We start from the raw sequence: 24,295 nt of genomic DNA, 5'->3' as shown, positions 1-24,295 counted from the left end.
TACTTTGCAAGCTCCTGGGAGCACCATCATGTTCCGCTTTTTCGAAAACCTTGTCGATCCGTTCAAAGCACCGCCCAAGGCCACGCCGCCGGGGCGATTGTGGCCCTATATGCGCAGCCAGTTCGCGCCCTTCCGCAAGCACATGGTCTGGATGGCCCTGACCGGCATGGCCGTCGCGATCATGGAAGCGGGGCTGATCTTCTATTCCGGGCGGCTGATCGACCTGATGACCGGCTCGGCCCCCGAGGCGTTCTGGGACACCCATGGCGCCGAGCTGATCCTGGCGGTGCTGTTCATCCTGTTCCTGCGCCCGGTGATGATCACGCTGAACCACCTGCTGCTGGAACAGACCCTTGCAGGCAACATGCAGGAGCAGGTCCGCTGGCGCGCGCACACGCATATGCTGGGCCAGTCCTCGGGCTTTTTCGCCAATGACTTCGCGGGCCGCCTGTCGAACCGGGTCATGCAGATGGGCCCGGCGGTGGAGGACAGCACCTACATGGCGTTCGAGGGGATCTGGTACGCCCTGACCTACGTTTTGGGCGCGATGCTGATCCTCGGGCAGATCGACGTGCGGATTGCACTGCCGCTGGCGCTGTGGCTGGCCGTCTACGTGCTTTACACGCGCAACGTCGCGCTGCGCGTCGCCAACGCGTCCGAGCGCTGGTCCGACGCGCGCAGCCTGGTGACGGGCCGCGTGGTGGACGCCTATGCCAACGTCGAAACCGTCAAGCTGTTCGCCGGCAGCGCGCGCGAGGAGGCCTACGTCCTGTCAGCCATGCGCCGGCTGCGGCTGCGCTTCCAGCGCTTCCTGCGGCTGATGACCGAGCTTTCGCTGGGGCTGACGGCGATAAACGGGCTGCTGATCTGCGGTGTCGTCGGCACCTCGGTCTGGCTGTGGATGCAGGGGCTCGTGACGGTGGGCGAAGTGGCCGCCGCCTCGGCCCTGACGATCCGGCTGAACGGCATGTCGGGCTGGATCATGTGGGTGACGATCCGGCTGTTCGAACATGCCGGGGTGATCCGCGAGGGGCTGCGCTCCATCGCCGTGGAACACGCGGTGGTGGACCGCCCCGGCGCGCAGGCGCTTGAGGTGCGCGAAGGCGAGATCCGTTTCGAGGACGTGACCCATCATTACGGGCGCGGCGCGGGCGGGCTGGACGGGGTGGACCTGACGATCCCGGCGGGCCAGAAGGTGGGCCTTGTCGGGCGTTCGGGCGCGGGGAAGTCCAGCCTCGTCAACCTGCTGCTGCGCTTTCGCGACGCGGAAGGTGGACGGATCGAGATCGACGGCCAGGACGTGTCTGCGGTCACGCAGGACAGCCTGCGCGCGCAGATCGGCATGGTTACGCAGGACAGCAGCCTGCTGCACCGCTCGGTCCGGGCGAACATCCTCTATGGCCGCCCCGATGCCACCGAGGCGCAGATGGTCGCCGCCGCCGAACGGGCCGAGGCGCATCGCTTCATCGCCGACCTGCGCGATCCCAAGGGGCGCACCGGCTACAACGCCCATGTGGGCGAGCGGGGCGTCAAGCTGTCCGGCGGGCAGCGCCAGCGGATCGGCATCGCGCGGGTGATCCTCAAGGACGCGCCGATCCTGGTGCTGGACGAGGCGACCTCGGCCCTCGATTCCGAGGTGGAGGCGGCGATCCAGGACACGCTTTACGGCGTGATGGAGGGCAAGACCGTGATCGCCATCGCGCATCGCCTGTCCACCATCGCGCGGATGGACCGGATCGTGGTGCTCGACCAGGGCCGCGTGGTGGAGGATGGTACCCACGCCGAACTGCTTGCGCAGGACGGGCTTTACGCCAGCCTCTGGGCGCGCCAGTCCGGCGGATTCCTCGGCACCGAGGCGGCGGAGTAAGCTGCCGGAGGTTGGCTTGCGCCGCTCTGCGCCTACATAGAACCCGGCACGGGCGGCATTCCCCGCCCGCGCCTTGAGCCCGCAGGACGTTTGAGATGTTTACCTTTTCCCGGATGATCGATGCCTATGCCAGCGCCGATGGCCCGCCGCCGGGGCGGCTCGGGGCCTTCGTCAACTGGGCGGTGTCCGGGGCCTGGCCTGTGCTGATCCTCGCGGCGGTGGTCGGGGTTTTCGTCGGGATGCTTGAAATCGGCTCGGCGCTGCTGATCGGCTGGGTGATCGACGACGCGCTGGCCTATGGCACGGAGGGTTATATCGCCGCGAACTGGCTGTTCCTGCTGGGCGCGGCGGCGTTCTACGTGCTGCTGCGCCCGTTGGTCATGGGCCTGGGCGCGGCGCTGAACTCGCTGGCGGTGGCGCCGAACGTGTCCGCGCTGGTGCTGGGGCGGCTGCATACCCATGTGCTCGGCCAGCATATCCAGTTCTTCGACGATGATTTCGCAGGGCGGCTGGCGCAGAAGGAAATGCAGACCTCGCGCGCGGTGACCGACGTGGCGGTGGACGTCACGATGACAATCTTCTTCGCCTTTTCCACGCTGATCGGCGCGGCGGGGCTGATGGCGACGGTGGACAGCTGGCTGGCGCTTGCGCTGGCCCTGTGGCTTATGGCCTATGGCCTGCTGATCCGCTGGTTCCTGCCGCGCATCCGCAAGCGCGCCAAGGCGCGCGCCGGGGCGCGGGCGGCGGTGACGGGCCAGCTGGTCGACACGCTGACCAACATGAAGACGGTGAAGCTGTTCGCCCATGCGGATCGAGAGCGCGATACCGCCACGAAGGCGATCGAGAGCTACCGCAGCGCCGCCGTCAACTTCGGGCGTCTGTCCACGGCGTTCCGCATTTCGCTCAACTGCCTGGCGGGGGCGCTGCCGGTCATCATGATCGGCGGCGCGCTGCTGCTGTGGCAGGTCGGCCTTGCCACTGCGGGCGAGATCGCGACGGCGGGCATCATCTCGTCCCGGATCGGGCAGATGACCGGCTGGGTCAGCTTCACCGCGCTCGGCATCTTCGCCCATATCGGCGAGATCGAGGACGGCATGAGAACCCTGAGCCCCGCGCCGAAAGTGACGGATGCGAATGGCGACTCCCTGCCGCCGGTGAAGGGGGAAATCCGCTTCGAGGACGTGCGCTTCAGCTATGGCCGTCCCGAAGGCACGGGCGGGCTGAACGGGCTCGACTTCACGGTAAAGCCGGGGGAAAAGGTGGCGCTGGTCGGGGCCTCGGGCGCGGGCAAGTCCACGGCGCTGGCGCTGCTGCTGCGCCTTTACGACCGGGCCGGGGGGCGGATCACCATCGACGGGCATGACGTGGCCGAAGTGACCCAGGACAGCCTGCGCGGCCAGATCGCCACGGTCACGCAGGAAACCGCGATGTTTAACCGCTCCGCCCGCGAAAACATCCTCTACGGCCGCCCCGACGCCAGCGAGGAAGAGTTGATCGCCGCCGCCCGCCGGGCCGAGGCGCATGAGTTCATCAAGGACCTGCGCGACGTGCACCAGCGCGAGGGCTACGACGCCCACCTCGGCGAGCGGGGCGTCAAGCTGTCCGGCGGCCAGCGCCAGCGGATCGCGCTGGCGCGCGCGATCCTGAAGGACGCGCCGGTGCTGCTGCTGGACGAGGCGACCTCGGCCCTTGATTCCGAGGTGGAGGCGGAAATCCAGGCCGCCCTGAACGAGGTGATGGAGGGCAAGACTGTCATCGCCATCGCGCACCGCCTGTCCACCATCGCCCGGATGGACCGCATCTTGGTGATGGACGACGGGCGCATCGTCGAGGAGGGCACCCACGACAGCCTGCTGAAGCGCAACGGGCTTTACGCGCGCTTCTGGAACCGCCAGTCCGGCGGCTTCCTGAACCTCGAAGCGGCCGAGTAACCCTTGACGCGGCGCGCATTGGCGGTGAAATCGGGCCATGGCGCGACAACGACTGGATCAGGCCCTTGTGGCACAGGGGCTGGCCCCCAGCAGGGCCCGCGCGCAGGCGTTGATCGCCGCTGGCGTGGTGCGCCTTGACGGGGTCGTGGCGACGAAACCCTCGCAAGCGGTGAGCGGCCAGGCGATCGAGGTCACCGGCGATCCGCTGCCATGGGTGTCCCGCGCGGCGCTGAAACTGGCCCACGGGCTGGCGCATTTCGTCATCAGCGCGGAAGGGGCCGTCGCGGCGGATATCGGCGCGTCGACCGGCGGGTTCACCGAGGTGCTGCTCGCCAACGGGGCGCGGCATGTGATTGCAATCGACGTCGGCCACGGCCAGATGGCCCCCGCACTGGCCGCCGATCCGCGCGTCGACAACCGCGAGGGGGTTAACGCGCGCTACCTCTCACCCGGTGATCTGCCGGTGCTGGACCTGCTGGTCAGCGACGTGTCGTTCATCTCTCTGACCAAGGCGCTGGGCCCGGGTTTGAGCGCGGTCCGGCCCGGCGGGCGGCTTCTGACGCTGGTCAAACCCCAGTTCGAGCTTTCCCCGGCCGATATCGGCAAGGGCGGCATCGTGCGCGATGCGGCCGCGCACGCGCGGGCGGTGGACAGCGTGCAGGACTGGTTGAGCACGCTCGGCTGGCGGGTCGACGGGGTGACCGACAGCCCGATCACCGGCGCGGACGGCAACCGGGAATACCTGCTGGCGGCTACTCGGCCTCTGCAATGAGCGCGGCGACGTCGAGCGGGTCGTTGACCATCTTCAGATGCCCGTCCTCGCCCACCGGCCATTCCTGCGGGGGACGGTCGCGGTACAGCTCCAACCCGTTGCCGTCCGGATCGCTGAGGTAGACCGCCTCGCTCACGCCGTGATCGGCGGCACCCTCCAGTTTGACGCCAGCCGCCACGACCCGCGCAACAGCGGTACCCAGCGCCTTTCGGTCGGCATAGACGAAGGCGGCGTGATACAGCCCCGTATGCCCCCGTGGCGGCGGCGTGCCGCCCGCGCTTTCCCAGGTGTTCAGGCCCAGGTGGTGGTGGTAGCCGTCCGCCGACAGGAACGCCGCCCTGTCGCCGTAGTGCTGCATCACGTCCAGGCCCAGCACGTCCTTGTAGAACCGGATCGAGCGTTCCAGGTCGGCGACGCGCAGGTGGACATGGCCCACGTGCATGCCGGAGGGGGCAGGCGTCTTTGCCGGAATCTCGGGTTTCATGGCTGATCCTCTCAGGTTGTTTCCGATCAGGATATATCCGCGGCCATGATGCCGAAAAACCCCCGTCTTGGAAACAAAAGGTTTCGCCTTCCCACCCACCTCCGCCACCGTTATCAACATGGGTATGTCAGACATAATCATAGAGCGCCTCGGCCTGTCGGGCGATGGAATCGCGGGTGAGGGATATCACCCCTTCACCCTTCCCGGAGAGGTCGTGACGCCCGGACGGCCGCCCAAGGTCGTCACCCCCTCGCCGTATCGGATCGCGCCGCCGTGCCGGCACTTCGGCGCCTGCGGGGGCTGCGCGCTGCAACATGCCTCGGACGTGTTCCTCGCGGAGTGGAAACAGGAGGTGGTCGTACGGGCCCTTTCGGCGCGGGGGCTTTCTGCGCCGTTCCGTCCTATCGCCGTGTCGCCACCGAACAGCCGCCGCCGGGCGACGCTGACGGGGCGGCGCACGAAGAAGACTGTGCAGGTCGGCTTTCACGAGCGCGCTTCGGACCATGTCGTGCCCTTGCAGGAATGCCACCTGCTCCGCCCGGCGCTGCTGGCGATGCTGCCCGCGCTCGAGTCGGTGGTCCGCCTCGGCGGGTCGCGCAAGGGCGCGCTGAAGATGCAGATGACCGAAAGCATTGAGGGGATCGACCTGGACGTCACCGGCGGCAAGCCGCTGGACGGGCCGCTGCGCATGGCGTTGGCGAGCTGGGCGGGGCAGGCGAATGTCGCCCGCCTGACGTGGGAGGGCGATCCCATCGCCGTGGCGCGCCCGCCGCGCCAGCGCTTCGGGCCGGCCCATGTGGTGCCGCCGCCGGGGGCCTTCCTTCAGGCGACGCTCGAAGGGCAGGCGGCGTTGGTGGCCGCGGTGCGCCACGCGGTGGGCGACGCGCCGCGCGTCGTCGACCTGTTCGCAGGTTGCGGCACCTTCTCCCTGCCGCTTGCGGTGACGGCCGATGTCTTCGCGGTTGAGGGGGACAAGGCCATGGTCGCGGCGCTTACCGACGGCTGGCGGCAGAGCCCCGGCCTGCGTCCGCTGGCGGCCGAGGCGCGGGACCTGTTCCGCCGCCCCCTTGAGCCGATGGAGCTGAACCGCTTCGACGCGGTGGTGATCGACCCGCCCCGCGCCGGGGCGGAGGCGCAGACAGGCAGGCTGGCGCAAAGCACGGTGCCGCGCATCGCCGCCGTGTCGTGCAACCCGATCACCTTCGCGCGGGATGCCGAAACGCTGTGCAACGCGGGCTATTCGCTGGACTGGGTGCAGGTGATCGACCAGTTCCGCTGGTCCGGCCATACCGAGCTGGTCGCGGGGTTCACCAGATGAGCGCCCGCCGCCGCCCCGGACGCCGCCACCGCTTGCTGGTGCTGGCCTTCCTGCTGGCGGCGGCGGTGACGGTGTTCTTCGGCGTGCGCATGACGGTGCGCGCGCTCTACTGGTCGGATCCCGCGCACAGCGACCAGGCCGTGGCGGGCTGGATGACACCGCGCTATGTCGCGCGTTCCTGGGACGTCCCGCCGGAGGTGATCGCCGAGGCGCTGGGCGTTCCCCTCGAGCGGCCGCGCAGGCCGCTGACGCTTGAGGATATCGCCAGCGCGCAGGGCGAAAGCGTGGAGGCGGTGGCCGCGCGGGTCGAGGCGGCGATAGACGCCTACCGGTCCGCCGAGTGACGGATGCCGCCTTCTCCCTCGTGGCGCACTACGGTGCGTGGTTTCTGTTCGTGGCGACCTTTCTGTCCTGCCTGGCGGTGCCGTTGCCCGCGTCGCTTCTGATGCTGGCGGCGGGGGGCTTTGCCTCCAGCGGGGACATGTCGCTGCTCAGCGCCGCCGCGGCGGCCTGGGCGGGGGCGGTGTTCGGCGACCAGACCGGCTATGCCATCGGGCAGCGGGGAAGCGCCGTGCTTCTGCGGCGGCTGGGTAACCCCGAGGGCCGGCGCGCCGCCGTGCTGGCACGCGCCCGGGCCGAAGTGACGCAACGGGGCGGGCTAGGGGTGTTCCTGTCGCGCTGGCTGTTCAGCCCGCTCGGGCCCTATGTCAACGCCATCGCCGGGGCGGTCGCGCTGGATCGCGGGCGTTTCACCCTTGCCAGCATGTCGGGTGAGGCGGTCTGGGTTCTGCTCTACGTCGGACTCGGTTACCTGTTCACGGGCCAACTGGCTGCCGTCGCCTCGGTCCTGTCGAACGCGACGGGGTTCGTCACCGCGCTGGCGGTGACGCTGATCCTCGGCCTGGTCCTTCTCCGCTCCCGCCGCAGGGGGCGGCAGAGGGGCTGACGACAGGGGCGCCCGCCTAGCCGATGTGGCCGCGGTTTCCGCCCACGTGGCCGCGGTGCAGCAACAGGTGGTCGAGCAGCGTGCAGGCCATCATCGCCTCGCCCACGGGGACGGCGCGAATGCCGACGCAGGGGTCGTGGCGGCCCTTGGTGACGATCTCTACCGGCTGGCCGGAGGTGGTGATGGTCTTGCGCGGCGTCAGGATGGAGGACGTGGGTTTCACCGCGAAGCGTACCACCACGTCCTGCCCGGAGGAAATCCCGCCAAGGATCCCGCCCGCGTGGTTCGAGGTCATCTGCGGCTTGCCGTCGTTGCCCATGAAGATCTCGTCCGCGTTCTCCACCCCGGTCAGGGTGGCCGCGTCCATGCCGGCCCCGATCTCGACGCCCTTCACGGCGTTGATCGACATCATCGCCGCCGCAAGGTCCGTGTCGAGCTTGGCATAGATCGGCGCGCCAAGTCCCGCAGGCACGCCGGAGGCGGTGACCTCGATCACCGCGCCGACGGAGTTGCCGTCCTTGCGCAGGGTATCGAGGTAGTCCGCCCAGTCCCCGGCTGCCGCCGCGTCGGGGCACCAGAAGGGGTTCTGCTCGATCTGGGCCGCGTCGAAACGCCCGCGGTCGATCTTTCGCGGACCCATCTGGACCATGTATCCGGTGATTCTGAGGTCGGGCAGGAGCTGCGCCAGGGCCGCGCGCGCAAGCCCGCCGGCGGCAACCCGTGCCGCCGTTTCGCGCGCGCTTGAGCGCCCGCCGCCACGGTAGTCGCGCAGCCCGTATTTCTGGAAATAGGTGATATCCGCGTGGCCGGGGCGGAAGCGGTCCGCGATCTCGCTGTAGTCCTTGGAGCGCTGGTCCTGGTTGCGGATCATCAGCTGCACAGGCGTGCCGGTGGTCTGCCCCTCGAACACGCCGGACAGGATTTCCACCTGGTCGGGTTCGCGGCGCTGGGTGGTGTATTTGTTCTGCCCCGGTTTGCGCCGGTCCAGCCAGGTTTGCAGGTCCTCGGCCGAGACCGGAACGCCCGGCGGAACGCCGTCCACCGTCGCGCCGAGGGCCGGGCCGTGGCTTTCGCCCCAGGTGGTGACGCGGAAGATATGGCCGAAGGTGTTGAACGACATGGGCTTGCCCGCCAGTTAGAAACGCTTGCGTCGGGATAGCGCAGCCGGGCCGGAAGGAAAACCCGGGATGTGTGTTTCGCGCCCGCCTCCTGCGTTGCGCACCCGTCCCTTGCAATACGCCTGCGCCGCTTTAGACAGGGGGCCATTGTCCCCCTCTCCTTCCCCCGGAGTCCTCCCTTGACCAAGACCGACAAACGCCCCACCGCCCGGCCCGGCGTGTTGCTGCTGCTTCTGGCCTGCGCCACGCTGACCGTGATGGCGGGGGCGACGATCTCGCCCTCGCTGCCCGGGTTGAAGGCGCATTACGCCGATGTGCCGGGCGCGGTGGCGCTGGTGCCGCTGATCCTGACCATACCGGGCCTTGCCATCGCAGTTTCCGCCCCGCTGTTCGGGGTGCTGGTGGACCGGGTGGATGCGCGCAAGGTGCTTCTGGGCGCGATCCTGGTCTATGTCGTGGCGGGCAGTTCGGGGCTCTGGCTGGACGGGATCGTGCCGATCCTTGCGGGGCGGGTCCTGCTCGGGGCGGCGGTGGGGGCGATCATGACCTCCTCCACCACGCTGATCGCGAACATCTTCACCGGGCCGGAGCGGGGCCGTGTCCTTGGCTACCAGTCCTCGGCAATGGGCTTTGGCGGCGTGGTGTTCATCCTGACCGGGGGGCTTCTGGCGGACCTGTCCTGGCGCGGGCCCTTCGCGGTCTACCTTGCGCCGCTGATCCTGCTGCCGCTGGTCCTGCGCACCATCCCCGCGCGGGCGGGGGCTGGCAGTGCCGACGGCGCCGTTGGCGCCGGCTTTCCCCTGCGCCTTGCGGTGATGGTCTACCTCGGGGCGTTCTGCACCTTCCTGATCTTCTACACGATCCCGACGCAGTTGCCGTTCCTGATGCAGGTGCTCGGCAGCCCGCTGGCCAGCATCACCGGGATCGCGATCGCCCTGATCACGCTGGTGTCGGCGCTGGCCTCGCTCGGGTTCGGGCGGCTGCGCGAGCGGGTCCCGGGCCCGGTGCTCGGGCTGGCGGGGTTCGGGATGCTGGCGGTCGCCTTCGCCGGGATGGCGCTGGCGCCGTCGGTGTGGCTGATCTTCGTGCTGGGGCCGTTCGTCGGTGCGGCGCTGGGGGTGATCATGCCGAACCTCACCACCTCGCTGATGACCGAGGTGCCGCTGGAAATGCGGGGCCGGGCGATGGGTTTCCTCAGCATGTCGATCTTCCTGGCGCAGTTCCTGTCGGCCTTCACCGGCGCGGCGCTGGTGGCGCTGGGCGGTCCGCGCGCGGCCTTCTGGGGCGGGTCGATCCTGGCGCTCTGCGTCGCGCTCGTGGTGCTGCTGGGGCGGAACGGGCGGCGAAACGCCGCTTGACGCGGCCCGTGCGAGGCATATGGTGCGACCTACCTCGGGGTACCCTGAAAAGGGCTGAGATGCGCGAGCACGCGTGAACCCGTTGAACCTGAACCGGATCGCACCGGCGTAGGGAAGGTTGGCGATAGCCGCTCCATGGGGTGCGGGTGTTGCAGGATGCCTCTCTCTCGTCGCAGCAAAGAGGAGGCGTATCACAATGATGCCAGGATCCCCCCTTCGTGCTGTGGCCCTTCTGGCCGCCGCATTGACGCCCGCCACGGCGCTGGCGCAGGACAAACCCGTCCTGACCGTTTACACCTATGACAGTTTCGTCACCGACTGGGGCCCTGGACCCGGCGTGGAGCAGGCGTTCGAGGCGACCTGCGGCTGTGACCTGCAACTGGTCGCCGCGGGCGACGGCGCAGCACTGCTGGGCCGCATCCAGCTTGAGGGCGGGCGCAGCGATGCGGACATCGTGCTCGGGCTGGACACCACGCTGACCGCGCTGGCCGAGGAAACCGGCCTGTTCGCCCCCCATGGGCGCGAGGTTCCCGCCCTCGACCTGCCGATCGCGTGGACGGACCAGACCTTCCTGCCGTTCGACTGGGGCTATTTCGCCTTCGTCTATGACACGACCCGCCTGGACACGCCCCCCGCCAGCTTTGCCGAGCTGATCGCGGCCGAGGATATCAGCCTCGTCATCCAGGATCCGCGCAGCTCCACCCCCGGGCTGGGCCTGCTGATGTGGGTCAAATCCGTGTTCGGCGACGCCGCGCCCGAGACCTGGGCCGCGCTCGCCCCGCGGATCGTGACGGTCACCAAGGGCTGGTCCGAAGCCTACGGCCTGTTCCTCGAGGGGGAGGCGGACATGGTCCTCAGCTACTCCACCTCGCCCGCCTATCACCTGATCGCGGAGGAAGACGCCACGAAGGCCGCCGCGAAGTTCAGCGATGGCCACTACATGCAGATCGAGGTGGCCGGCAAGCTGGCCAGCACCGACCAGCCCGAGCTGGCAGACGCCTTCCTCGACTTCATGCTCACCCCCGCCTTCCAGGAGGTGATCCCGACGACCAACTGGATGTACCCCGCCGCCCTGCCGGCCGAGGCGCTGCCGGAAGGTTTCGAGCAGATGATCACGCCCGGGAAATCCCTGCTGGTCCCGGCCGAGGAGGTCCCCGCCCTGCGCGAGGAGGCCCTGCAGGAATGGCTCGACGCGCTGGCAGGCTGAGCCGCGCGCGCTTCTGGCCCGGCGCGATCACGCTGATCGCGCTGGGTGCGCTGGCGTTCGGGCCGATCGCCGTGCTGCTGCTGCACGCGGGGGGCGAGGGCGGCTTCAGCCGCGCGGACCTGGCGGCGATCCGCTTCACGCTGGTGCAATCCACGCTTTCGGCGCTGATCAGCGTCCTGCTGGCCATTCCCTTCGCCCGCGCGCTGGCGCGCCGCCAGTTCGCCGGGCGGGGGCTGATCATCGCTTTTCTGGGCGCGCCCTTCCTCTTGCCGGTGATCGTTGCGATCCTTGGGCTGCTGGCGGTCTGGGGAAGGTCGGGCCTTGTCTCTGACCTCAGCCAGTCTGTTGGCGGGCCTGTGATCTCGATCTACGGGCTTGGCGGGGTGGTGCTGGCGCATGTCTTCTTCAACCTGCCGCTGGTCACGCGCCTTCTGTTGCAGGGCTGGGCCGCGATTCCGCCCGAGCGTTTCCGACTGGCCGCGCAGCTGGGCATGGGGCCGCGTCCCGTGTTCCGCCTGCTGGAGGCGCCGATGCTGCGCGCCGTGGTGCCCGGCGCGTTCCTGCTGGTGTTCCTGCTGTGCATGACCAGTTTCGCCGTGGCGCTGACCCTTGGCGGGGGGCCGCGCGCGACGACGGTGGAACTGGCGATCTACCAGGCGTTGCGCTTCGACTTCGACCTTGGCGCGGCGGCGCGGCTGGCGCTGGTGCAGCTCGGGCTTTGCGCGGCGGTCGCCGGGCTGGCTGTCCTTGTCGGGCGGCCCGCCGAATTCGGGCGCGGGCAGGGACGCCTGCGCCGCCGCTGGGATGCGCCTGGCGGCATTTGGCCCGCCATCGACGGCGGCGTGATCGCGCTGGCGCTGGCCTTCCTGCTGCCGCCGCTGGGGCTGGTGATCCTGCGCGGCGGGGCGGCGCTGCTCTCTGGCATGCCGCCGGGGCTTTGGCCGGCGGCGGCGACCAGCCTGGCGCTGGCGCTGAGCGCGGCGCTGCTGACGGTCGCGGCGGCGATGAGCCTTGCCATGCTGATCACCGGGCTGCCGCGCGCGCGCGGCGCGCTGGCCGAGGGGGTGGGGCTGCTCGTCCTCTCCGTCTCGCCCTTCGTGATGGGGACGGGGCTGTTCCTGATGATCCGCGCCGTGGCCGATCCTTTCGACTGGGCGCTGGTGATGACGGGCCTCATCAACGCCGCGATGAGCCTGCCCTTCGCCTTGCGTGCACTGGTCCCCGCGCTGACGCGTGTCGAGGCGGACTACGGGCGTCTTGCCGACAGCCTGGGGATGCGCGGCTTTGGGCGGATGCGGCTTCTGGTGCTGCCGCAACTGCGCGCGCCGCTGGCGTTCTCGGCCGGGCTGGCGGCGGCGCTGTCCATGGGGGACCTCGGGGTGATCACCCTGTTCGCGCCGCCCGAGCTGGAAACGCTGCCGCTGTTCATGTACCGCCTGATGGGCGCGTACCGGATGCAGGACGCGGCGGGCGCGGCGCTGGTCCTGCTGACGCTCAGCCTGGCCATCTTCTGGCTTATCGACCGAGGGGGGCGCCATGACGCTGCGACTTGAGGGCGTTCGCCTTGTGCGCCCGGATTTCAGCCTGTCCGCGGATTTCACCGTGCCCAAGGGCGAGATCACGGCGATCATCGGCCCGTCTGGCAGCGGCAAGTCCACGCTGCTGTCGCTGATCGCGGGGTTCGAGACCCCGGCACAGGGGCGCATCCTGTTCGAGGAGCGTGACCTGACCGACGTGCCCCCGGCCGACCGGCCCGTCAGCCTGGTGTTCCAGGACAACAACCTGTTCCCGCACCTGAGCGTTGAGCGCAACGTCGGGCTCGGCCTCGACCCCGGGTTGCGGCTTGGCGCGGAAGACCGCGCCTGCGTGGCCCGCGCCCTGGAGGAGGTGGGCCTGTCCGGCTTGGCGCAGCGCAAGCCGGGCGCGCTGTCCGGCGGACAGCAGAGCCGCGCCGCGCTGGCGCGCGCGTTGCTGCGGGACAAGCCGCTGCTGCTGCTGGACGAGGCCTTCGCCGCGCTTGGCCCGGCGCTGCGGCGCGACATGCTGGCGCTGGTCGAAGGGCTGCGCGCCCGCCACGAGCTGAGCGTGCTGATGGTGACCCATGACCCCGGCGATGCCGCGGCCATCGCGCCCCATACGATATTCGTGGATGGCGGCGTCGCCCATGCCCCCGCGCCGACCGCCGCGCTGCTGGAAGCGCCGAGCGGTGCGCTGGCGGCCTACCTCGGCGACTGAGCCCGCGCTGGAGCAGGGCGCACAAAAAAGCCCCCGAGGCTTTCGCGTCGGGGGCTTTTCGCTAGATCAGTCGGCGGTGGCTTACTCGGCCGGCTTGTCCGCCTTGCGGTGCTTGTGCGGCGCCCAGAGCTTCTTGTTCGTCAGGTAGAGCAGAACCGTCAGTAGGGTCAGGAACACGACTGCGGTGATCCCCGCGGTCTTGCGCGCCTCGAGCTTGGGCTCGGCCGTCCACATCAGGAAGGCGGCGACATCCTTCGCCTCTTGCTCGAGGGTGGCTTCGGTGCCGTCCGCAAAGACCACGTCATCTCCGTAGAGCGGCGGGCTCATCGAGATGTAGCCGCCTTCGAAGGCGAGGTTCTCGTAGAGGATAGTGCCGGCTTCCTCTTTCTCCTCGCCGGTGTAACCGGTCAGGAGGGAGGCGATGTATTCCGGTCCGCCCATGCCTTGCAGAAGCTGGTTGATCCCCGTCCCGGAGGGGCCGGAGAACCCGGCGCGGGCCTTGGCCATCAGCGACAGGTCCGGCGCGTTACTCAGCGTCGAACCGGGGAAGTGGTCGGTCGGCAGGGCTTCGCGCTCGTCACCGGGCAGCGCCTCGGGCCCATCGTCGGCGACGTAGAAGTTCTTGGCATAGGCCCGAACTTCCGCGTCGGTGTAGCCCAGGTCCTCGAGGTTGCGGAACGCCACGTACTGCAGCCCGTGACAGCCCGAACAGATCTCGGTGTAGACCTGAAGGCCGCGCTGGAGCTGGTCCTGGTCGAAGGACCCGAAGGGCCCTTCGAAGGAAAAGCGGAAATCCTCTACCTCCTTCTCGCCAGCGGCTGCGAAGGCGGTGGCTGATCCGGCCAGCACAAGCGCTGCGGCGGCGGAAAGGATACGATTGAACGTCATGGTTTTCATCCTCTCTCGCCTTATTCTGCCGGCTCGGCCGGGTAGTGGGCGTTGAAGTCTTCCTCGATCGTCTCGGGACGATCCTGCGGCTTCTCGATCACGCCGAGCACCGGCAGGATGACCAGGAAGTATGCGAACCAATAGGCCGATGCAATCAGCGAGATGGTTGCATAGGGCTCTTCCGCGGGCATCGCGCCACACCACATCAGCAGGATAAAGTCAGCTGCGAGCAGCCAGAACCAGATCTTGAACTGCGGGCGATAGCGGCCCGAGCGTACCGAGGAGGTGTCGAGCCACGGCGCCAGGGCCATGACCGCGATCGCGCCGAACATCGCCATCACGCCGAAGAACTTGGCGTCGATGATGCCACCGGTGATGAAACCGGCGAACTGCACGATCCACACCTCTGCGGTGAAGGCGCGCAGGATCGCGTAGAATGGCAGGAAGTACCATTCGGGCACGATGTGCGCGGGCGTCGCCAGGGCGTTCGCCTCGATGTAGTTGTCCGGGTGGCCGAGGTAGTTCGGCATGAAGCCGACGATCGCGGCGAAGATCACCAGGATGAACACCAGCGCGAACAGGTCCTTGATCACGAAGTACGGCCAGAACGGCAGCGTGTCCTTCTTTACCTCGTCGATGTTCTTGGTGCGCACCGGAACGCCGGTCGGGTTGTTGTTGCCCGTGGTGTGGAACGCCCAGACGTGCACGATGACAAGGCCCAGGATCAGGAACGGCATCAGGTAGTGCAGGCTGAAGAAGCGGGTCAGCGTGGCGTTGTCCACCGCCGGGCCGCCCAGCAGCCAGGTTTGCAGCGACTCGCCGATACCGGGGATCGCGCCGAACAGGCCAGTGATCACCGTTGCCCCCCAGAAGGACATCTGGCCCCAGGGCAGAACGTAACCCATGAAGGCGGTGCCCATCATCAGCAGGTAGATGAGCATGCCGATGATCCAAGTGATCTCACGCGGGGCCTTGTAGGACCCGTAGTAGAGGCCGCGGAAGATGTGCAGGTACACCGCCACGAAGAACAGCGATGCGCCGTTCATGTGGATGTAGCGGATCGCCCAGCCCGCGTTCACGTCGCGCATGATATGCTCGACCGAGGCGAAGGCGAGGCTGACGTCGGGGGTGTAGTGCATCACCAGCACGATGCCGGTAACGATCTGAAGAACCAGGCAGAAGACCAGGACGATGCCCCAGATCCACATCCAGTTCAGGTTCTTCGGGGTGGGAATGGTGAGCGTCGAATGCAGCAGGCTGAGGATTGGCAGGCGGCTTTCCACCCACTTCTCGGCGCCGGTCGACGGCTCGTACTTATCGTGCGGGATGCCGCTCATGAGTGTGCTCCCTTATCCAAGCTGAATGACGGTGTCGGAGATGAAGGCGGCGGTCGGCACCGGCAGGTTCTCCGGTGCGGGGCCCTTCCGGATCCGACCTGCCGTATCGTAGTGCGAGCCGTGGCAGGGGCAGAACCAGCCGCCGAAGTCACCGGCATCGCCAAGCGGAACACAGCCGAGGTGCGTGCACACCCCGATCATCACCAGCCATTCCTCGCCCTCGCCCAGCGTCCGGTTCGAGTCCGCGGCATTGGCGTCACCGATGTTCGCGTTGCGGGCATGGTTGTCGGGAAGTTCGGAAAGGTCGACGTCGTTGGCGGCGGCGATTTCTTCCTCGGTGCGGCGGCGGATGAAGACCGGCTTGCCGCGCCACAGCGCGGTGATCTGCTGACCGGGTTCGACTGCGCCGACATCCACCTGGATGGAGCTCAGCGCCTGGACGTCCGCGCTCGGGTTCATCTGGTTGACCAGCGGCCAAATCGCGGCGCCTGCAGTCACGGCACCGGCCGCGCCGGTGGCGACATACAGGAAGTCGCGGCGGGTACCGCCATCTTCTTCAACGTGGGACACGCATCTACTCCCTTCGTGTCTGACTATTCTTCTGCCTGGACAAGTGCGCAGGATAGCACACGCTGGCCATCGGCCTACGGGTTTGCAAGGGTAACTAAGACAATGCCAGCGTCGGGTCCAGCGGACTTTCAGCCGCAGGCGTCATTGGTGGGGCGAATTCTGGAGTATTATGCAAGATGCCGCGTCTGGCGACTTATCAACCTGACATTGCGCCGAATCTGGCCAGCATGATTCGCACCGCCGCCTGCCTCGGGGTGCCGGTGGACGTGATCGGCCCCTGCGGGTTTCCGTTCTCGGCGAAGGCCTATCGCCGGACGGTCATGGACTACGAGGCGCAGGCGGATGTGACCCATCACGTGGATTGGGACGCCTTCCTCGCCGCGCGGCCGCCCGGGCGTTTGGTGCTGCTCAGCACATCCGGGGAGCGGGGGCTCTGGGATCACGGGTTTCTGCCCGGCGACACGCTGCTCATGGGCCGCGAGAGCGCCGGCGTCCCGCCCGAGGTCGCGGCCCGCGCCGACGTCATCCTGCGGATCCCGATGCCCGGGGGCGGGCGCAGCCTGAATGTCGCCGTCTCCGCCGCCATCGCCCTGGCGGAGGCGGTGCGCCAGACCGCGCACGTGGTCCCGGCTGGGTGAGGGGTAGCTTGTCGTTTCCGGCATCCGCAGCGGCTTTCAGGCGGATTTCGGCGGATCGAGGGGCGGCGTGATCTATCCCTTGCGAGCCCGTGGCCGTGGCAAGGGGCGATTCGCTTCCCTCGGCCAGCCGCAGTTCCGGCGATGATTAGGGCGGATTCCTCAATCTTGTCTGAATCCAAATACTTGATTCCGATAAGTAATAATTTGAAACCAATCCGTGAGCGCCAAAGTGGGGCCACATTCTTAGGCTAGATTTAACCAATAGTCGCGAGAGTGTTTACCGAGCATGGCGCTGGCCCACCCGATTGCCATGTTCGAGCGTACCTAAGTCCACCCCTGAAGGATCGTGGTCCCGCCGATGCGTCGAACACTTGTGCCCGTTGCCCTGCTGCTGACCTGTGCCGGTCCCCTCACCGGCCTTGCGCAGGACGCAGTATTCCCGGTCACATCGCACGTATCGGAAGGGCTGCCCCCTTCAGGGGTGTCGGCCAGCGGCGCAACCGCCCTGTCCGGTTTCGAGTTCACGCCCCACTGGGAAGGTCGCGGCCTTGGGCCGGACCCCGCGGCGGGGCTGCGCGTTATGCACCCTTTCGGCGCCACGCTCTGGAGCGCGGGCGTGGAATTCAACAGGGTCGAGATGCTTCCCGATGTGGCAGGGTCCGATCCCCGCCTTGCTTACGAGACGGTAACCCGCGTGCTGGCCGCCGAATCCGCGCCGCTATCGTCCGAGAGCCCGGAGGGGCTGAACATCCTGACCGCCAACGGGCAACGGCAGATCTTCAGCCGGGGCGCGTTGTCCGCCCATGCCGGGCTCGGCATCGGCGTGGCGGTGCCCGAGGCGGCGTCAGGGGCGTTGTCGCCGGCGGACAGCGCGGCGACGGGGCCCGCGGCGCGCTGGTACATCGGGGCCAGCCTGGATCTGACAACGAACTTGTCGGCGCGCGCCGAGTACAACGGAACCTACGCCGCCACCTCCCGCGATGCCCCGGGGGGCGGAGGGACGGAGGCCGAGGTGCTGAACAACGCGCTCAGCATAGGGATCGGCTTTTCCTTCTGAAAGCTTGCCGCGTGGAGCTAACCAGCCGACGCCGCGCGCGGTTTACCCGCGCTGCGCGGCGAGCGTGGTGACGCCCAGCGTGTCCAGCACCTTCGCCTCGATGTCCGCGGCATTCATGCCGGCAACCTCGTACATGGCGGCGGGGCTGTCCTGGTCGATGAAGGTGTCGGGGAAGACCATCGAGCGGAACTTCAGCCCCGTGTCGAAGACGCCTTCCTCGGCCAGCAGCTGCGCGACATGGCTTCCGAAACCGCCGATCGCGCCTTCCTCGATGGTGATCAGGGCTTCATGCTCGGCGGCCAGGCGCAGGATCAGCTCGCGGTCCAGCGGCTTGGCGAAACGCGCATCCGCGATGGTCGGCCGGATGCCGCGCGCGGCCAGGCTTTCGGCGGCGCGCACGCATTCCGACAGGCGCGCCCCGAAGCTGAGGATCGCAACGCCCTGGCCTTGCTGGATCACGCGGCCCTTGCCGATTTCCAGCGGCACGCCGTTCTCGGGAAGCTCCACGCCGACGCCCTCGCCCCGCGGGAAGCGGAATGCGGAGGGGCGGTCGTCGATCGCGCGCGCGGTGGCGACCATGTGAACCAGCTCGGCCTCGTCCGCTGCGGCCATGACCACGAAATCGGGCAGGTTCGCGAGGAAGGCGATATCGAAGCTGCCCGCATGGGTCGGCCCGTCCGCGCCCACCAGTCCGGCGCGGTCGATCGCGAAACGTACCGGCAGGCGTTGCAGGGCGACATCGTGGACGACCTGGTCATAGCCGCGTTGCAGGAAGGTGGAGTAGATCGCGCAGAACGGCTTCATCCCGCCCGCGGCCATGCCGGCAGCGAAGGTAACGCCGTGCTGCTCGGCGATGCCGACGTCGAAACAACGGTTCGGGAAGCGCTCGGCAAACAGGTTCAGCCCGGTGCCGTCGGGCATCGCCGCGGTGACGGCGGTGATCAGCGGGTCGGACTCCGCCTCCTTGATCAGGCTGTTGGCGAACACCTTGGTGTAGGAGGGCGCGTTCGAGGGCGCCTTCTTCTGCTTGCCGGTCACCATGTCGAACTTGGCCGTCGCGTGGCCCTTGTCCGAGGCGTTTTCCGCAGGGGCGAAGCCCTTGCCCTTCTTGGTGATCGCGTGGATCAGGATCGGCCCGTCGGCGCGGGATTTCACCGTGCGCAGAACGGCCAGCAGCTGCTCCATGTCGTGCCCGTCAATGGGGCCGACGTAGTCGAAGCCCAGCTCCTCGAACAGGGTGCCGCCGACGGTGACGGCCTTGACCAGTTCCTTCGCGCGGCGCGCGCCCTGCTGGAAGGGGGGCGGCAGCAGGCTGACCGCGCCCTTGGCGGCGGCCTTGAATTCCTGGAACGGAGCCCCGGCATAAAGCTTGGACAGGTAGGAGGACATCGCGCCGACGGGCGGGGCGATCGACATCTCGTTGTCGTTCAGGATCACGATCAGCCGCTTCCCGAGGTGCCCGGCGTTGTTCATCCCCTCATAGGCCATGCCGGCGCTGATCGCGCCATCGCCGATCACGCAGATCACATCGCCCAGCCCATGCTCCGGCGCGCCGCCAAGGTCGCGCGCCGCCGCGAAGCCAAGCCCCGCCGAGATGGAGGTGGAGCTGTGCGCCGCGCCGAACGGGTCATAGGGGCTTTCGCTGCGCTTGGTGAAGCCCGACAGCCCGCCGCCCTTGCGCAGGGTGCGCATGCGGTCGCGCCGCCCGGTCAGCACCTTGTGCGGATAGCACTGGTGGCTGACGTCCCAGATCAGCTTGTCCTTGGGGGTGTTGAACACCGCGTGGATCGCCACGGTCAGTTCCACCACGCCCAGGCCCGCGCCCAGGTGGCCGCCGGTTTCGGACACGACCGAGATGGTTTCCGAGCGCAGTTCGTCCGCCACTTGGCGCAGGTTCGCATCGCTCATCCTGCGCAGGTCGTCCGGCGTGCGGACGGTGTTCAGAAGCGGCGTTTCCGGCCGTGCTACGCTTGGGGTATCGGCAGTCATGATCTCTCTTTCCGGCGTTCGGCGCACCCTTGCGCGCCGCTCAACTCTCTCGCCCGATCACGAATTCCGCTGCCTTGCGCAGCGAGTCCGCGGCCGAGCCGTATGGGGACAAAGTGTCACATGCAGTTGACACTAAGTCACGTGCTTTCTTTTGTGCACCCTCCAGGCCGAGCAGCGAAACGAAGGTCGCCTTGCCCGCTGCGGCGTCTTTTCCCGTCGCCTTTCCAGTGGCTTCCGGTGACGCGGTCACATCGAGGATGTCGTCCTGGATCTGGAAGGCAAGGCCAAGCGCGTCAGCATAGCTGACCAGGTTCGTCGCGTCGGATTTACCGAGGATCGCCCCCGCCTCCACCGACCAACGGAACAGCGCGCCGGTCTTCATCGCCTGCAACTCGGTGATCTTTTCCAGCGTCAGCGGGGTGCGCGCGTTTTCGGCTGCGATGTCCAGCGCCTGCCCGCCGACCATACCGGCCACGCCCGCGGCCTGCGCCAGCTTTACTGCCAGGCGGATGCGGATGTTGGCGTCGGGTGCGGTCTGCGGTCCGCCGAGGATCTCGAACGCGAAGGCCTGCAGCGCGTCGCCCGCCAGGATCGCGGTGGCGTCGTCCCATTTCTTGTGAACCGTGGGGCGGCCCCGGCGCATGTCGTCGTCGTCCATCGCGGGCAGATCGTCATGGATCAGCGAATAGGCGTGCACGCATTCCACCGCCGCCGCCGCGCGCACCGACTGGACCACCGGCACGCGGAACAGTCCCGCCGTTTCCAGAACCAGGAAGGCGCGCAGCCGCTTGCCGCCTTGCAGGGTCGCGTAACGCATCGCTTCGGCCACCGCGCCGTCGGGCTTCGGAAGCAGGGTGTCCAGCGCCTCTTCGACGCGGGTCGCGGCCTGGCTCAGCTGGGCGTGGAAGACGAGATCCTGCGCGGTCGCCATGGCTCAGTCCGCGTCGAACGGCGTCTCGCCCGTCACCGTGCCGTCATCAGACTTGGTGATCCGCGAGACTTTTTCCTCGGCGGCGGTCAGCTTGGTTTCGCAATGCGCCTTCAGTGCCGCGCCGCGCTCGTACAGGGTGATGGACTCCTCCAGCGGCGTGTTGCCGCTTTCAAGTTGTCCGACAACCTGCTCCAGTTCGGCCAGGGCCTGTTCAAACGTCATCTTGGCTATCGGCTGGTCATTCATCGGCCGCGCTCCATCAATGTAGTGACATGTGCGGCAGTGGAAGCCGCCAGCGAGTGCAGATCATATCCCCCCTCCAATGTCGAGATCACCCGCCCCGCGGCATGGGTGTCTGCGACATCGCAGATGCGCCCCGTCACCCAGGAAAAATCGTCTTCGCTGAGCAGCAGGTTGGCGAGAGGGTCGTCGGCATGAGCGTCGAACCCGGCCGAGATCACGATCAGTTCGGGCCGGGCGGACTCGAGCGCGGGGATCACCATGCCGTCCCAGGCGTGGCGGAATCCTGCGCTGCCGGTGTTCGGGGGCAGGGGCACGTTCAGGATCTGCCCGTGCGCGCCACGTTCCTGGGCCGAGCCGGTGCCGGGATACAGCGGGCTCTGGTGGGTCGAGGCGAAGAAGATATGCGGATCGTCCCAGACCAGGTCTTGCGTCCCGTTGCCGTGGTGCACGTCGAAATCCACGATGGCGACCCGGGACAGGCCATGCGCCTCCAGCGCGTGGCGCGCGGCGATCACGGCGTTGCCGAAGAAGCAGAAGCCCATGGCGCGGCTGGTTTCCGCGTGATGGCCCGGCGGGCGCATCGCGACCAAGGCGTTGCCCGCGCGCCCTTCCATCACCGCATCCACCGCCGCAACCTGCCCTCCGGCGCCCCGCAGGATCGCGGGCAGCGAGGTGGGGCAGAGGTGGGTGTCGGCGTCGATGCCGCGAAATCCCGTGCTGGGGATCGCGGCTTTCACCGCGTCGATATGGCTTTGCGGATGTGCCAGACGCAGCGTCGCGTCATCGGCCAGCGGCGCTTCGCCCCGTAGGAGGTCTGCGAATTCCGGCGCGTCGAGCGCCCGGTGAACCGCTTCGAGCCGGGCCACCTGTTCGGGGTGTCCGGGCGGGGTGACGTGGGCAAGCCCGTCGTCATGGGTCAGGTAAAGCGTTGTCATGCGAAACGTGCTACCCCGAAAAGCAGGCGAACTGAATCGGAATCTTGAAATTCGCGGTCGCCGCGCAGGCGGGGGCGTCGCCCCGGGCCCGGATCAGCCCTTCGCGCGCCGCAGGCGGATGACGACGTCCACCTTGGAGATTTCCGCGCCCTCGGGCGCCTCGGGCAGGCCGACGATCTGCAGGTTTTCCGCCGGCGCGTCGGTCAGGCGGCTGTCGTCTTCCCAGTAGAAATGCGGGTGATCGTCGGTGCGCGTATCGAAATAGGAGCGGCTTCCGTCGACCGTCACCTCGTTCACCAGCCCCGCATCGCAGAAGGCGCGCAGCGTGTTGTAGACCGTGGCGAGGGACACTGCCGTCGGCCCGGCGGCGGCGGCCTCGTGCAGGCTTTCGGCGGTGACGTGGCGGTTCTGCCCGTCACCCACAAGCAATGTCGCCAGTGTCAGCCGCTGGCGCGTCGGGCGCAATCCCGCACCCTGCAGCCAGTCGGCGGCGCGGCGGCGGGCGGCATCTGTGCTGGGTGCTTGCATCAATCCTCCGGTTTCGCTGGACATTTCATGCCATATCGGCCCCCTAAAAGCCAGCGTTGGGCGAAAATGTGTGGCGCGCCCGGTGTACTGTCAAGCTTGCACCTCCCCAAAGCCGGGTGATAGGGAAGGCGAGAGCAGAAAAAGACCAAGATTGCATGGGGACATAGGCGTATGACCGGATTGCCAACCAGCTTCGACAAGGATGGGCTGCTGAAGTGCGCCCGTGGGGAATTGTTCGGCCCCGGGAACCCGCAGTTGCCCGAGCCGCCGATGCTTATGATGGACCGCATCACCGAGATTTCGTCGGATGGCGGTGAGCATGGCAAGGGCCATGTGGTTGCGGAATTCGATATTCATCCCGACCTGTGGTTCTTCCAGTGCCATTTTCCCGGCGATCCGGTAATGCCCGGCTGCCTTGGCCTCGACGGGCTGTGGCAACTGACGGGCTTCAACCTCGGCTGGCGGGGTATGCTCGGCAAGGGCCGTGCGCTCGGCGTGGGCGAGGTGAAGCTGACCGCGATGGTCACGCCGAAGAGCAAGAAGGTCACTTATTACGTCGACTTCACCCGCGTCATCGACCGCAAGCTGAAGCTTGGGATGGCGAACGGACGGGTAGAGGTGGACGGCGAACTTGCCTACACCGCCACGGATCTGAAGGTCGGGCTGTTTCAGGAATAAGCGCCCGGAAGGGTCGCGAAGGGAGGGCTGCGTATGCGCCGTGTCGTCATCACCGGGATCGGAATCGTATCGTCCATCGGCAACAACGCCGAGGCGGTCACCGCGTCCCTCAAGGAAGGCAAGTCGGGCATTTCCTTTGCCCCTGACTACGCTGAGCACGGCTTTCGCAGCCAGATCCACGGCGATCCCAAGATCGACGTGACCGAGCATATCGACAAGCGCAACCTGCGCTTCATGGGCGAAGGCGCGGCCTATAACTTCATCGCGATGGAGCAGGCCGTAAAGGACAGCGGCCTGAGCGAGGGCGAGGTCTCGAACGAGCGCACGGGCCTTGTGATGGGCTCTGGCGGGCCGTCGACGAAGAACCTGTTCCAGGCGCATAAGATCGTGATCGAAAAGGGCAGCCCCAAGCGGATGGGCCCCTTCATGGTGACGCGCGGCATGAGTTCCACGAACTCCGCCTGCCTTGCGACGCCGTTCAAGATCAAGGGCGTCAACTACTCCATCACCTCGGCCTGTTCCACGTCCGCCCATTGCATCGGCAACGGGGTGGAGCAGATCCAGTTCGGCAAGCAGGACATCGTCTTTGCTGGCGGCGGCGAGGAACTGGACTGGACCCTGTCCTGCCTGTTCGACGCCATGGGCGCGATGAGCTCGAAGTACAACGACACGCCCGAAACCGCCTCGCGTGCCTATGACGAGAGCCGCGACGGCTTCGTGATCGCCGGCGGCGGCGGTGTCGTCGTGCTCGAGGAATACGAGCGCGCCAAGGCGCGCGGCGCCAAGATCTACGCCGAGGTGACGGGCTACGGCGCCACCTCGGACGGCTATGACATGGTCGCCCCCTCGGGTGAGGGCGGCGAGCGCGCGATGCGCCTGGCCATGTCCACCCTGGGCGATCGCAAAGTCAGCTACATCAACGCGCACGGCACCTCGACCCCGGTGGGCGATATTTCGGAAGTGGAAGCCGCGCGCCGCATCTTCGGCAAGGGCAGCACGCCGCCGATCAGCTCGACCAAGTCGCTGACCGGGCACTCCCTCGGGGCGACCGGCGTGCAGGAGGCGATCTACGCCCTGCTGATGCTGCAGGACGACTTCATCACCGCCAGCGCGAATATCCAGACGCTGGACCCCGCGCTCGACCCGTCCGAGATCGTGACGACACGGATCGACAAAGCCGGGCTCGATACCATCCTGTCCAACAGCTTCGGCTTTGGCGGCACCAACGCAACGCTGGCGCTCAGCAAGCTACAGGACTGATCATC

General features: G+C 67.8%; 24 protein-coding genes and 1 riboswitch. Of the genes, 14 read left to right on the top strand and 10 right to left on the bottom strand.

Translation table 11 applies throughout. The features are described 5' to 3' along the window. Positions 1 to 28: 28 nt before the first annotated feature. The 3 genes from DJ029_RS00445 to DJ029_RS00435 all read left to right on the top strand — a co-directional run bounded on the left by DJ029_RS00445 (position 29) and on the right by DJ029_RS00435 (position 4,570). Positions 29 to 1,867, top strand: a complete 1,839-nt coding sequence (locus tag DJ029_RS00445; protein WP_112320362.1) for an ABC transporter ATP-binding protein — start codon at positions 29 to 31, stop codon at positions 1,865 to 1,867. 95 nt (positions 1,868 to 1,962) lie between these two features. Further along, positions 1,963 to 3,798 carry an ABC transporter ATP-binding protein gene (locus DJ029_RS00440; protein WP_112320361.1) on the top strand — a complete coding sequence of 612 codons (1,836 nt, stop codon included), beginning with the start codon at positions 1,963 to 1,965 and terminating at the stop codon, positions 3,796 to 3,798. Between the two features lie 37 nt (positions 3,799 to 3,835). After that, entirely contained in the window at positions 3,836 to 4,570 is a 735-nt protein-coding gene (locus tag DJ029_RS00435; protein WP_112320360.1) for a TlyA family RNA methyltransferase, read from the top strand. Here DJ029_RS00435 and DJ029_RS00430 read toward each other — a convergent pair. After that, the gene (locus DJ029_RS00430) at positions 4,551 to 5,054 is read right to left on the bottom strand and encodes a VOC family protein (protein ID WP_112320359.1); all 504 of its coding nucleotides are present in this window, start codon (positions 5,052 to 5,054) and stop codon (positions 4,551 to 4,553) included. The genes DJ029_RS00435 and DJ029_RS00430 overlap by 20 nt on opposite strands. 124 nt (positions 5,055 to 5,178) lie before the next feature. On the opposite strand from DJ029_RS00430, the gene DJ029_RS00425 reads away from it, so the two are divergent. The 3 genes from DJ029_RS00425 to DJ029_RS00415 are packed head-to-tail and all read left to right on the top strand — an operon-like array spanning position 5,179 to position 7,318. Next, complete coding sequence (locus DJ029_RS00425) at positions 5,179 to 6,372, top strand: class I SAM-dependent RNA methyltransferase (protein ID WP_112321281.1); 1,194 nt, start codon at positions 5,179 to 5,181, stop codon at positions 6,370 to 6,372. Next, the gene (locus DJ029_RS00420; protein WP_157966215.1) at positions 6,369 to 6,716 is read left to right on the top strand and encodes a hypothetical protein; all 348 of its coding nucleotides are present in this window, start codon (positions 6,369 to 6,371) and stop codon (positions 6,714 to 6,716) included. The genes DJ029_RS00425 and DJ029_RS00420 overlap by 4 nt, the downstream gene beginning before the upstream one ends. Then, positions 6,713 to 7,318, top strand: a complete 606-nt coding sequence (locus DJ029_RS00415; protein ID WP_112320357.1) for a DedA family protein — start codon at positions 6,713 to 6,715, stop codon at positions 7,316 to 7,318. The genes DJ029_RS00420 and DJ029_RS00415 overlap by 4 nt, the downstream gene beginning before the upstream one ends. Before the next feature lie 16 nt (positions 7,319 to 7,334). Here the strand turns inward: DJ029_RS00415 and aroC are convergent, their stop codons facing one another. Then, positions 7,335 to 8,438: a chorismate synthase gene (gene aroC / locus DJ029_RS00410; RefSeq protein ID WP_112320356.1), complete on the bottom strand. Its 1,104-nt coding sequence runs from the start codon at positions 8,436 to 8,438 to the stop codon at positions 7,335 to 7,337. 177 nt (positions 8,439 to 8,615) lie between these two features. Between aroC and DJ029_RS00405 the strand changes: the two genes are divergently transcribed. From DJ029_RS00405 to DJ029_RS00390, 4 genes are all read left to right on the top strand, one after another. Next, positions 8,616 to 9,794: an MFS transporter gene (locus DJ029_RS00405; RefSeq protein WP_112320355.1), complete on the top strand. Its 1,179-nt coding sequence runs from the start codon at positions 8,616 to 8,618 to the stop codon at positions 9,792 to 9,794. 25 nt (positions 9,795 to 9,819) lie between these two features. Continuing rightward, positions 9,820 to 9,926, top strand: a riboswitch (TPP riboswitch). A gap of 64 nt (positions 9,927 to 9,990) precedes the next feature. Beyond that, positions 9,991 to 11,001, top strand: coding sequence for a thiamine ABC transporter substrate binding subunit (gene thiB, locus DJ029_RS00400; RefSeq protein WP_370445208.1), 1,011 nt, complete (start codon positions 9,991 to 9,993; stop codon positions 10,999 to 11,001). Beyond that, complete coding sequence (locus DJ029_RS00395) at positions 10,977 to 12,554, top strand: thiamine/thiamine pyrophosphate ABC transporter permease ThiP (RefSeq protein WP_112320354.1); 1,578 nt, start codon at positions 10,977 to 10,979, stop codon at positions 12,552 to 12,554. The genes thiB and DJ029_RS00395 overlap by 25 nt, the downstream gene beginning before the upstream one ends. Further along, positions 12,538 to 13,236, top strand: coding sequence for a thiamine ABC transporter ATP-binding protein (locus DJ029_RS00390; RefSeq protein ID WP_112320353.1), 699 nt, complete (start codon positions 12,538 to 12,540; stop codon positions 13,234 to 13,236). The genes DJ029_RS00395 and DJ029_RS00390 overlap by 17 nt, the downstream gene beginning before the upstream one ends. An 81-nt stretch (positions 13,237 to 13,317) precedes the next feature. On the opposite strand, the gene DJ029_RS00385 is transcribed toward DJ029_RS00390, so the two are convergent. From DJ029_RS00385 to petA, 3 genes are read right to left on the bottom strand one after another with little or no spacing between them, the layout of a single operon-like run. Next, positions 13,318 to 14,124, bottom strand: a complete 807-nt coding sequence (locus DJ029_RS00385; RefSeq protein WP_112320352.1) for a cytochrome c1 — start codon at positions 14,122 to 14,124, stop codon at positions 13,318 to 13,320. 20 nt (positions 14,125 to 14,144) lie between these two features. Further along, a complete protein-coding gene (locus DJ029_RS00380) occupies positions 14,145 to 15,461 on the bottom strand; it encodes a cytochrome b (RefSeq protein ID WP_112320351.1) in 1,317 nt (438 codons plus the stop codon). Positions 15,462 to 15,473: 12 nt separating this feature from the next. Continuing rightward, the gene (petA, locus tag DJ029_RS00375; protein WP_112320350.1) at positions 15,474 to 16,031 is read right to left on the bottom strand and encodes a ubiquinol-cytochrome c reductase iron-sulfur subunit; all 558 of its coding nucleotides are present in this window, start codon (positions 16,029 to 16,031) and stop codon (positions 15,474 to 15,476) included. Between the two features lie 176 nt (positions 16,032 to 16,207). Between petA and DJ029_RS00370 the strand changes: the two genes are divergently transcribed. Beyond that, positions 16,208 to 16,669, top strand: coding sequence for a tRNA (cytidine(34)-2'-O)-methyltransferase (locus tag DJ029_RS00370; RefSeq protein WP_112320349.1), 462 nt, complete (start codon positions 16,208 to 16,210; stop codon positions 16,667 to 16,669). Between the two features lie 358 nt (positions 16,670 to 17,027). Further along, positions 17,028 to 17,726, top strand: coding sequence for an outer membrane protein (locus DJ029_RS00365; protein ID WP_157966214.1), 699 nt, complete (start codon positions 17,028 to 17,030; stop codon positions 17,724 to 17,726). Positions 17,727 to 17,768: 42 nt separating this feature from the next. On the opposite strand, the gene dxs is transcribed toward DJ029_RS00365, so the two are convergent. The 5 genes from dxs to irrA all read right to left on the bottom strand — a co-directional run bounded on the left by dxs (position 17,769) and on the right by irrA (position 22,352). Further along, positions 17,769 to 19,715: a 1-deoxy-D-xylulose-5-phosphate synthase gene (gene dxs, locus DJ029_RS00360; protein WP_112320347.1), complete on the bottom strand. Its 1,947-nt coding sequence runs from the start codon at positions 19,713 to 19,715 to the stop codon at positions 17,769 to 17,771. A 40-nt stretch (positions 19,716 to 19,755) separates the two neighbouring features. Then, complete coding sequence (locus DJ029_RS00355) at positions 19,756 to 20,646, bottom strand: polyprenyl synthetase family protein (protein WP_112320346.1); 891 nt, start codon at positions 20,644 to 20,646, stop codon at positions 19,756 to 19,758. 3 nt (positions 20,647 to 20,649) lie between these two features. Then, a complete protein-coding gene (locus DJ029_RS00350; protein WP_112320345.1) occupies positions 20,650 to 20,892 on the bottom strand; it encodes an exodeoxyribonuclease VII small subunit in 243 nt (80 codons plus the stop codon). Next, positions 20,889 to 21,824 carry a histone deacetylase family protein gene (locus DJ029_RS00345; protein WP_112320344.1) on the bottom strand — a complete coding sequence of 312 codons (936 nt, stop codon included), beginning with the start codon at positions 21,822 to 21,824 and terminating at the stop codon, positions 20,889 to 20,891. The genes DJ029_RS00350 and DJ029_RS00345 overlap by 4 nt, the downstream gene beginning before the upstream one ends. A 93-nt stretch (positions 21,825 to 21,917) precedes the next feature. Then, positions 21,918 to 22,352 (bottom strand): iron response transcriptional regulator IrrA, encoded by a 435-nt coding sequence (irrA, locus tag DJ029_RS00340; protein WP_112320343.1) that lies wholly within the window; start codon positions 22,350 to 22,352, stop codon positions 21,918 to 21,920. 171 nt (positions 22,353 to 22,523) lie between these two features. On the opposite strand from irrA, the gene fabA reads away from it, so the two are divergent. After that, positions 22,524 to 23,030, top strand: coding sequence for a bifunctional 3-hydroxydecanoyl-ACP dehydratase/trans-2-decenoyl-ACP isomerase (fabA, locus tag DJ029_RS00335; protein WP_112320342.1), 507 nt, complete (start codon positions 22,524 to 22,526; stop codon positions 23,028 to 23,030). Between the two features lie 33 nt (positions 23,031 to 23,063). Further along, a complete protein-coding gene (fabB, locus tag DJ029_RS00330; RefSeq protein ID WP_112320341.1) occupies positions 23,064 to 24,290 on the top strand; it encodes a beta-ketoacyl-ACP synthase I in 1,227 nt (408 codons plus the stop codon). Positions 24,291 to 24,295: the final 5 nt, after the last annotated feature.

The sequence above is a fragment of the Oceanibium sediminis genome, from assembly GCF_003265325.1.
Taxonomy (GTDB): Bacteria; Pseudomonadota; Alphaproteobacteria; order Rhodobacterales; family Rhodobacteraceae; genus Halovulum; species Halovulum sediminis.
Note: the sequence above shows the minus strand (reverse complement) of the source record. Positions and strands in the feature narration are given on the sequence as shown.

Coding starts and splice junctions, on each gene's coding strand:
- DJ029_RS00445 (WP_112320362.1), top strand. CDS start 29: ATGTTCCGCTTTTTCGAAAACCTTGTCGATCCGTTCAAAGCACCGCCC.
- DJ029_RS00440 (WP_112320361.1), top strand. CDS start 1,963: ATGTTTACCTTTTCCCGGATGATCGATGCCTATGCCAGCGCCGATGGC.
- DJ029_RS00435 (WP_112320360.1), top strand. CDS start 3,836: ATGGCGCGACAACGACTGGATCAGGCCCTTGTGGCACAGGGGCTGGCC.
- DJ029_RS00430 (WP_112320359.1), bottom strand. CDS start 5,054: ATGAAACCCGAGATTCCGGCAAAGACGCCTGCCCCCTCCGGCATGCAC.
- DJ029_RS00425 (WP_112321281.1), top strand. CDS start 5,179: ATGTCAGACATAATCATAGAGCGCCTCGGCCTGTCGGGCGATGGAATC.
- DJ029_RS00420 (WP_157966215.1), top strand. CDS start 6,369: ATGAGCGCCCGCCGCCGCCCCGGACGCCGCCACCGCTTGCTGGTGCTG.
- aroC (WP_112320356.1), bottom strand. CDS start 8,438: ATGTCGTTCAACACCTTCGGCCATATCTTCCGCGTCACCACCTGGGGC.
- thiB (WP_370445208.1), top strand. CDS start 9,991: ATGATGCCAGGATCCCCCCTTCGTGCTGTGGCCCTTCTGGCCGCCGCA.
- DJ029_RS00395 (WP_112320354.1), top strand. CDS start 10,977: ATGGCTCGACGCGCTGGCAGGCTGAGCCGCGCGCGCTTCTGGCCCGGC.
- DJ029_RS00390 (WP_112320353.1), top strand. CDS start 12,538: ATGACGCTGCGACTTGAGGGCGTTCGCCTTGTGCGCCCGGATTTCAGC.
- DJ029_RS00385 (WP_112320352.1), bottom strand. CDS start 14,124: ATGACGTTCAATCGTATCCTTTCCGCCGCCGCAGCGCTTGTGCTGGCC.
- DJ029_RS00380 (WP_112320351.1), bottom strand. CDS start 15,461: ATGAGCGGCATCCCGCACGATAAGTACGAGCCGTCGACCGGCGCCGAG.
- DJ029_RS00370 (WP_112320349.1), top strand. CDS start 16,208: ATGCCGCGTCTGGCGACTTATCAACCTGACATTGCGCCGAATCTGGCC.
- DJ029_RS00365 (WP_157966214.1), top strand. CDS start 17,028: ATGCGTCGAACACTTGTGCCCGTTGCCCTGCTGCTGACCTGTGCCGGT.
- dxs (WP_112320347.1), bottom strand. CDS start 19,715: ATGACTGCCGATACCCCAAGCGTAGCACGGCCGGAAACGCCGCTTCTG.
- DJ029_RS00355 (WP_112320346.1), bottom strand. CDS start 20,646: ATGGCGACCGCGCAGGATCTCGTCTTCCACGCCCAGCTGAGCCAGGCC.
- DJ029_RS00350 (WP_112320345.1), bottom strand. CDS start 20,892: ATGAATGACCAGCCGATAGCCAAGATGACGTTTGAACAGGCCCTGGCC.
- DJ029_RS00345 (WP_112320344.1), bottom strand. CDS start 21,824: ATGACAACGCTTTACCTGACCCATGACGACGGGCTTGCCCACGTCACC.
- irrA (WP_112320343.1), bottom strand. CDS start 22,352: ATGCAAGCACCCAGCACAGATGCCGCCCGCCGCCGCGCCGCCGACTGG.
- fabA (WP_112320342.1), top strand. CDS start 22,524: ATGACCGGATTGCCAACCAGCTTCGACAAGGATGGGCTGCTGAAGTGC.
- fabB (WP_112320341.1), top strand. CDS start 23,064: ATGCGCCGTGTCGTCATCACCGGGATCGGAATCGTATCGTCCATCGGC.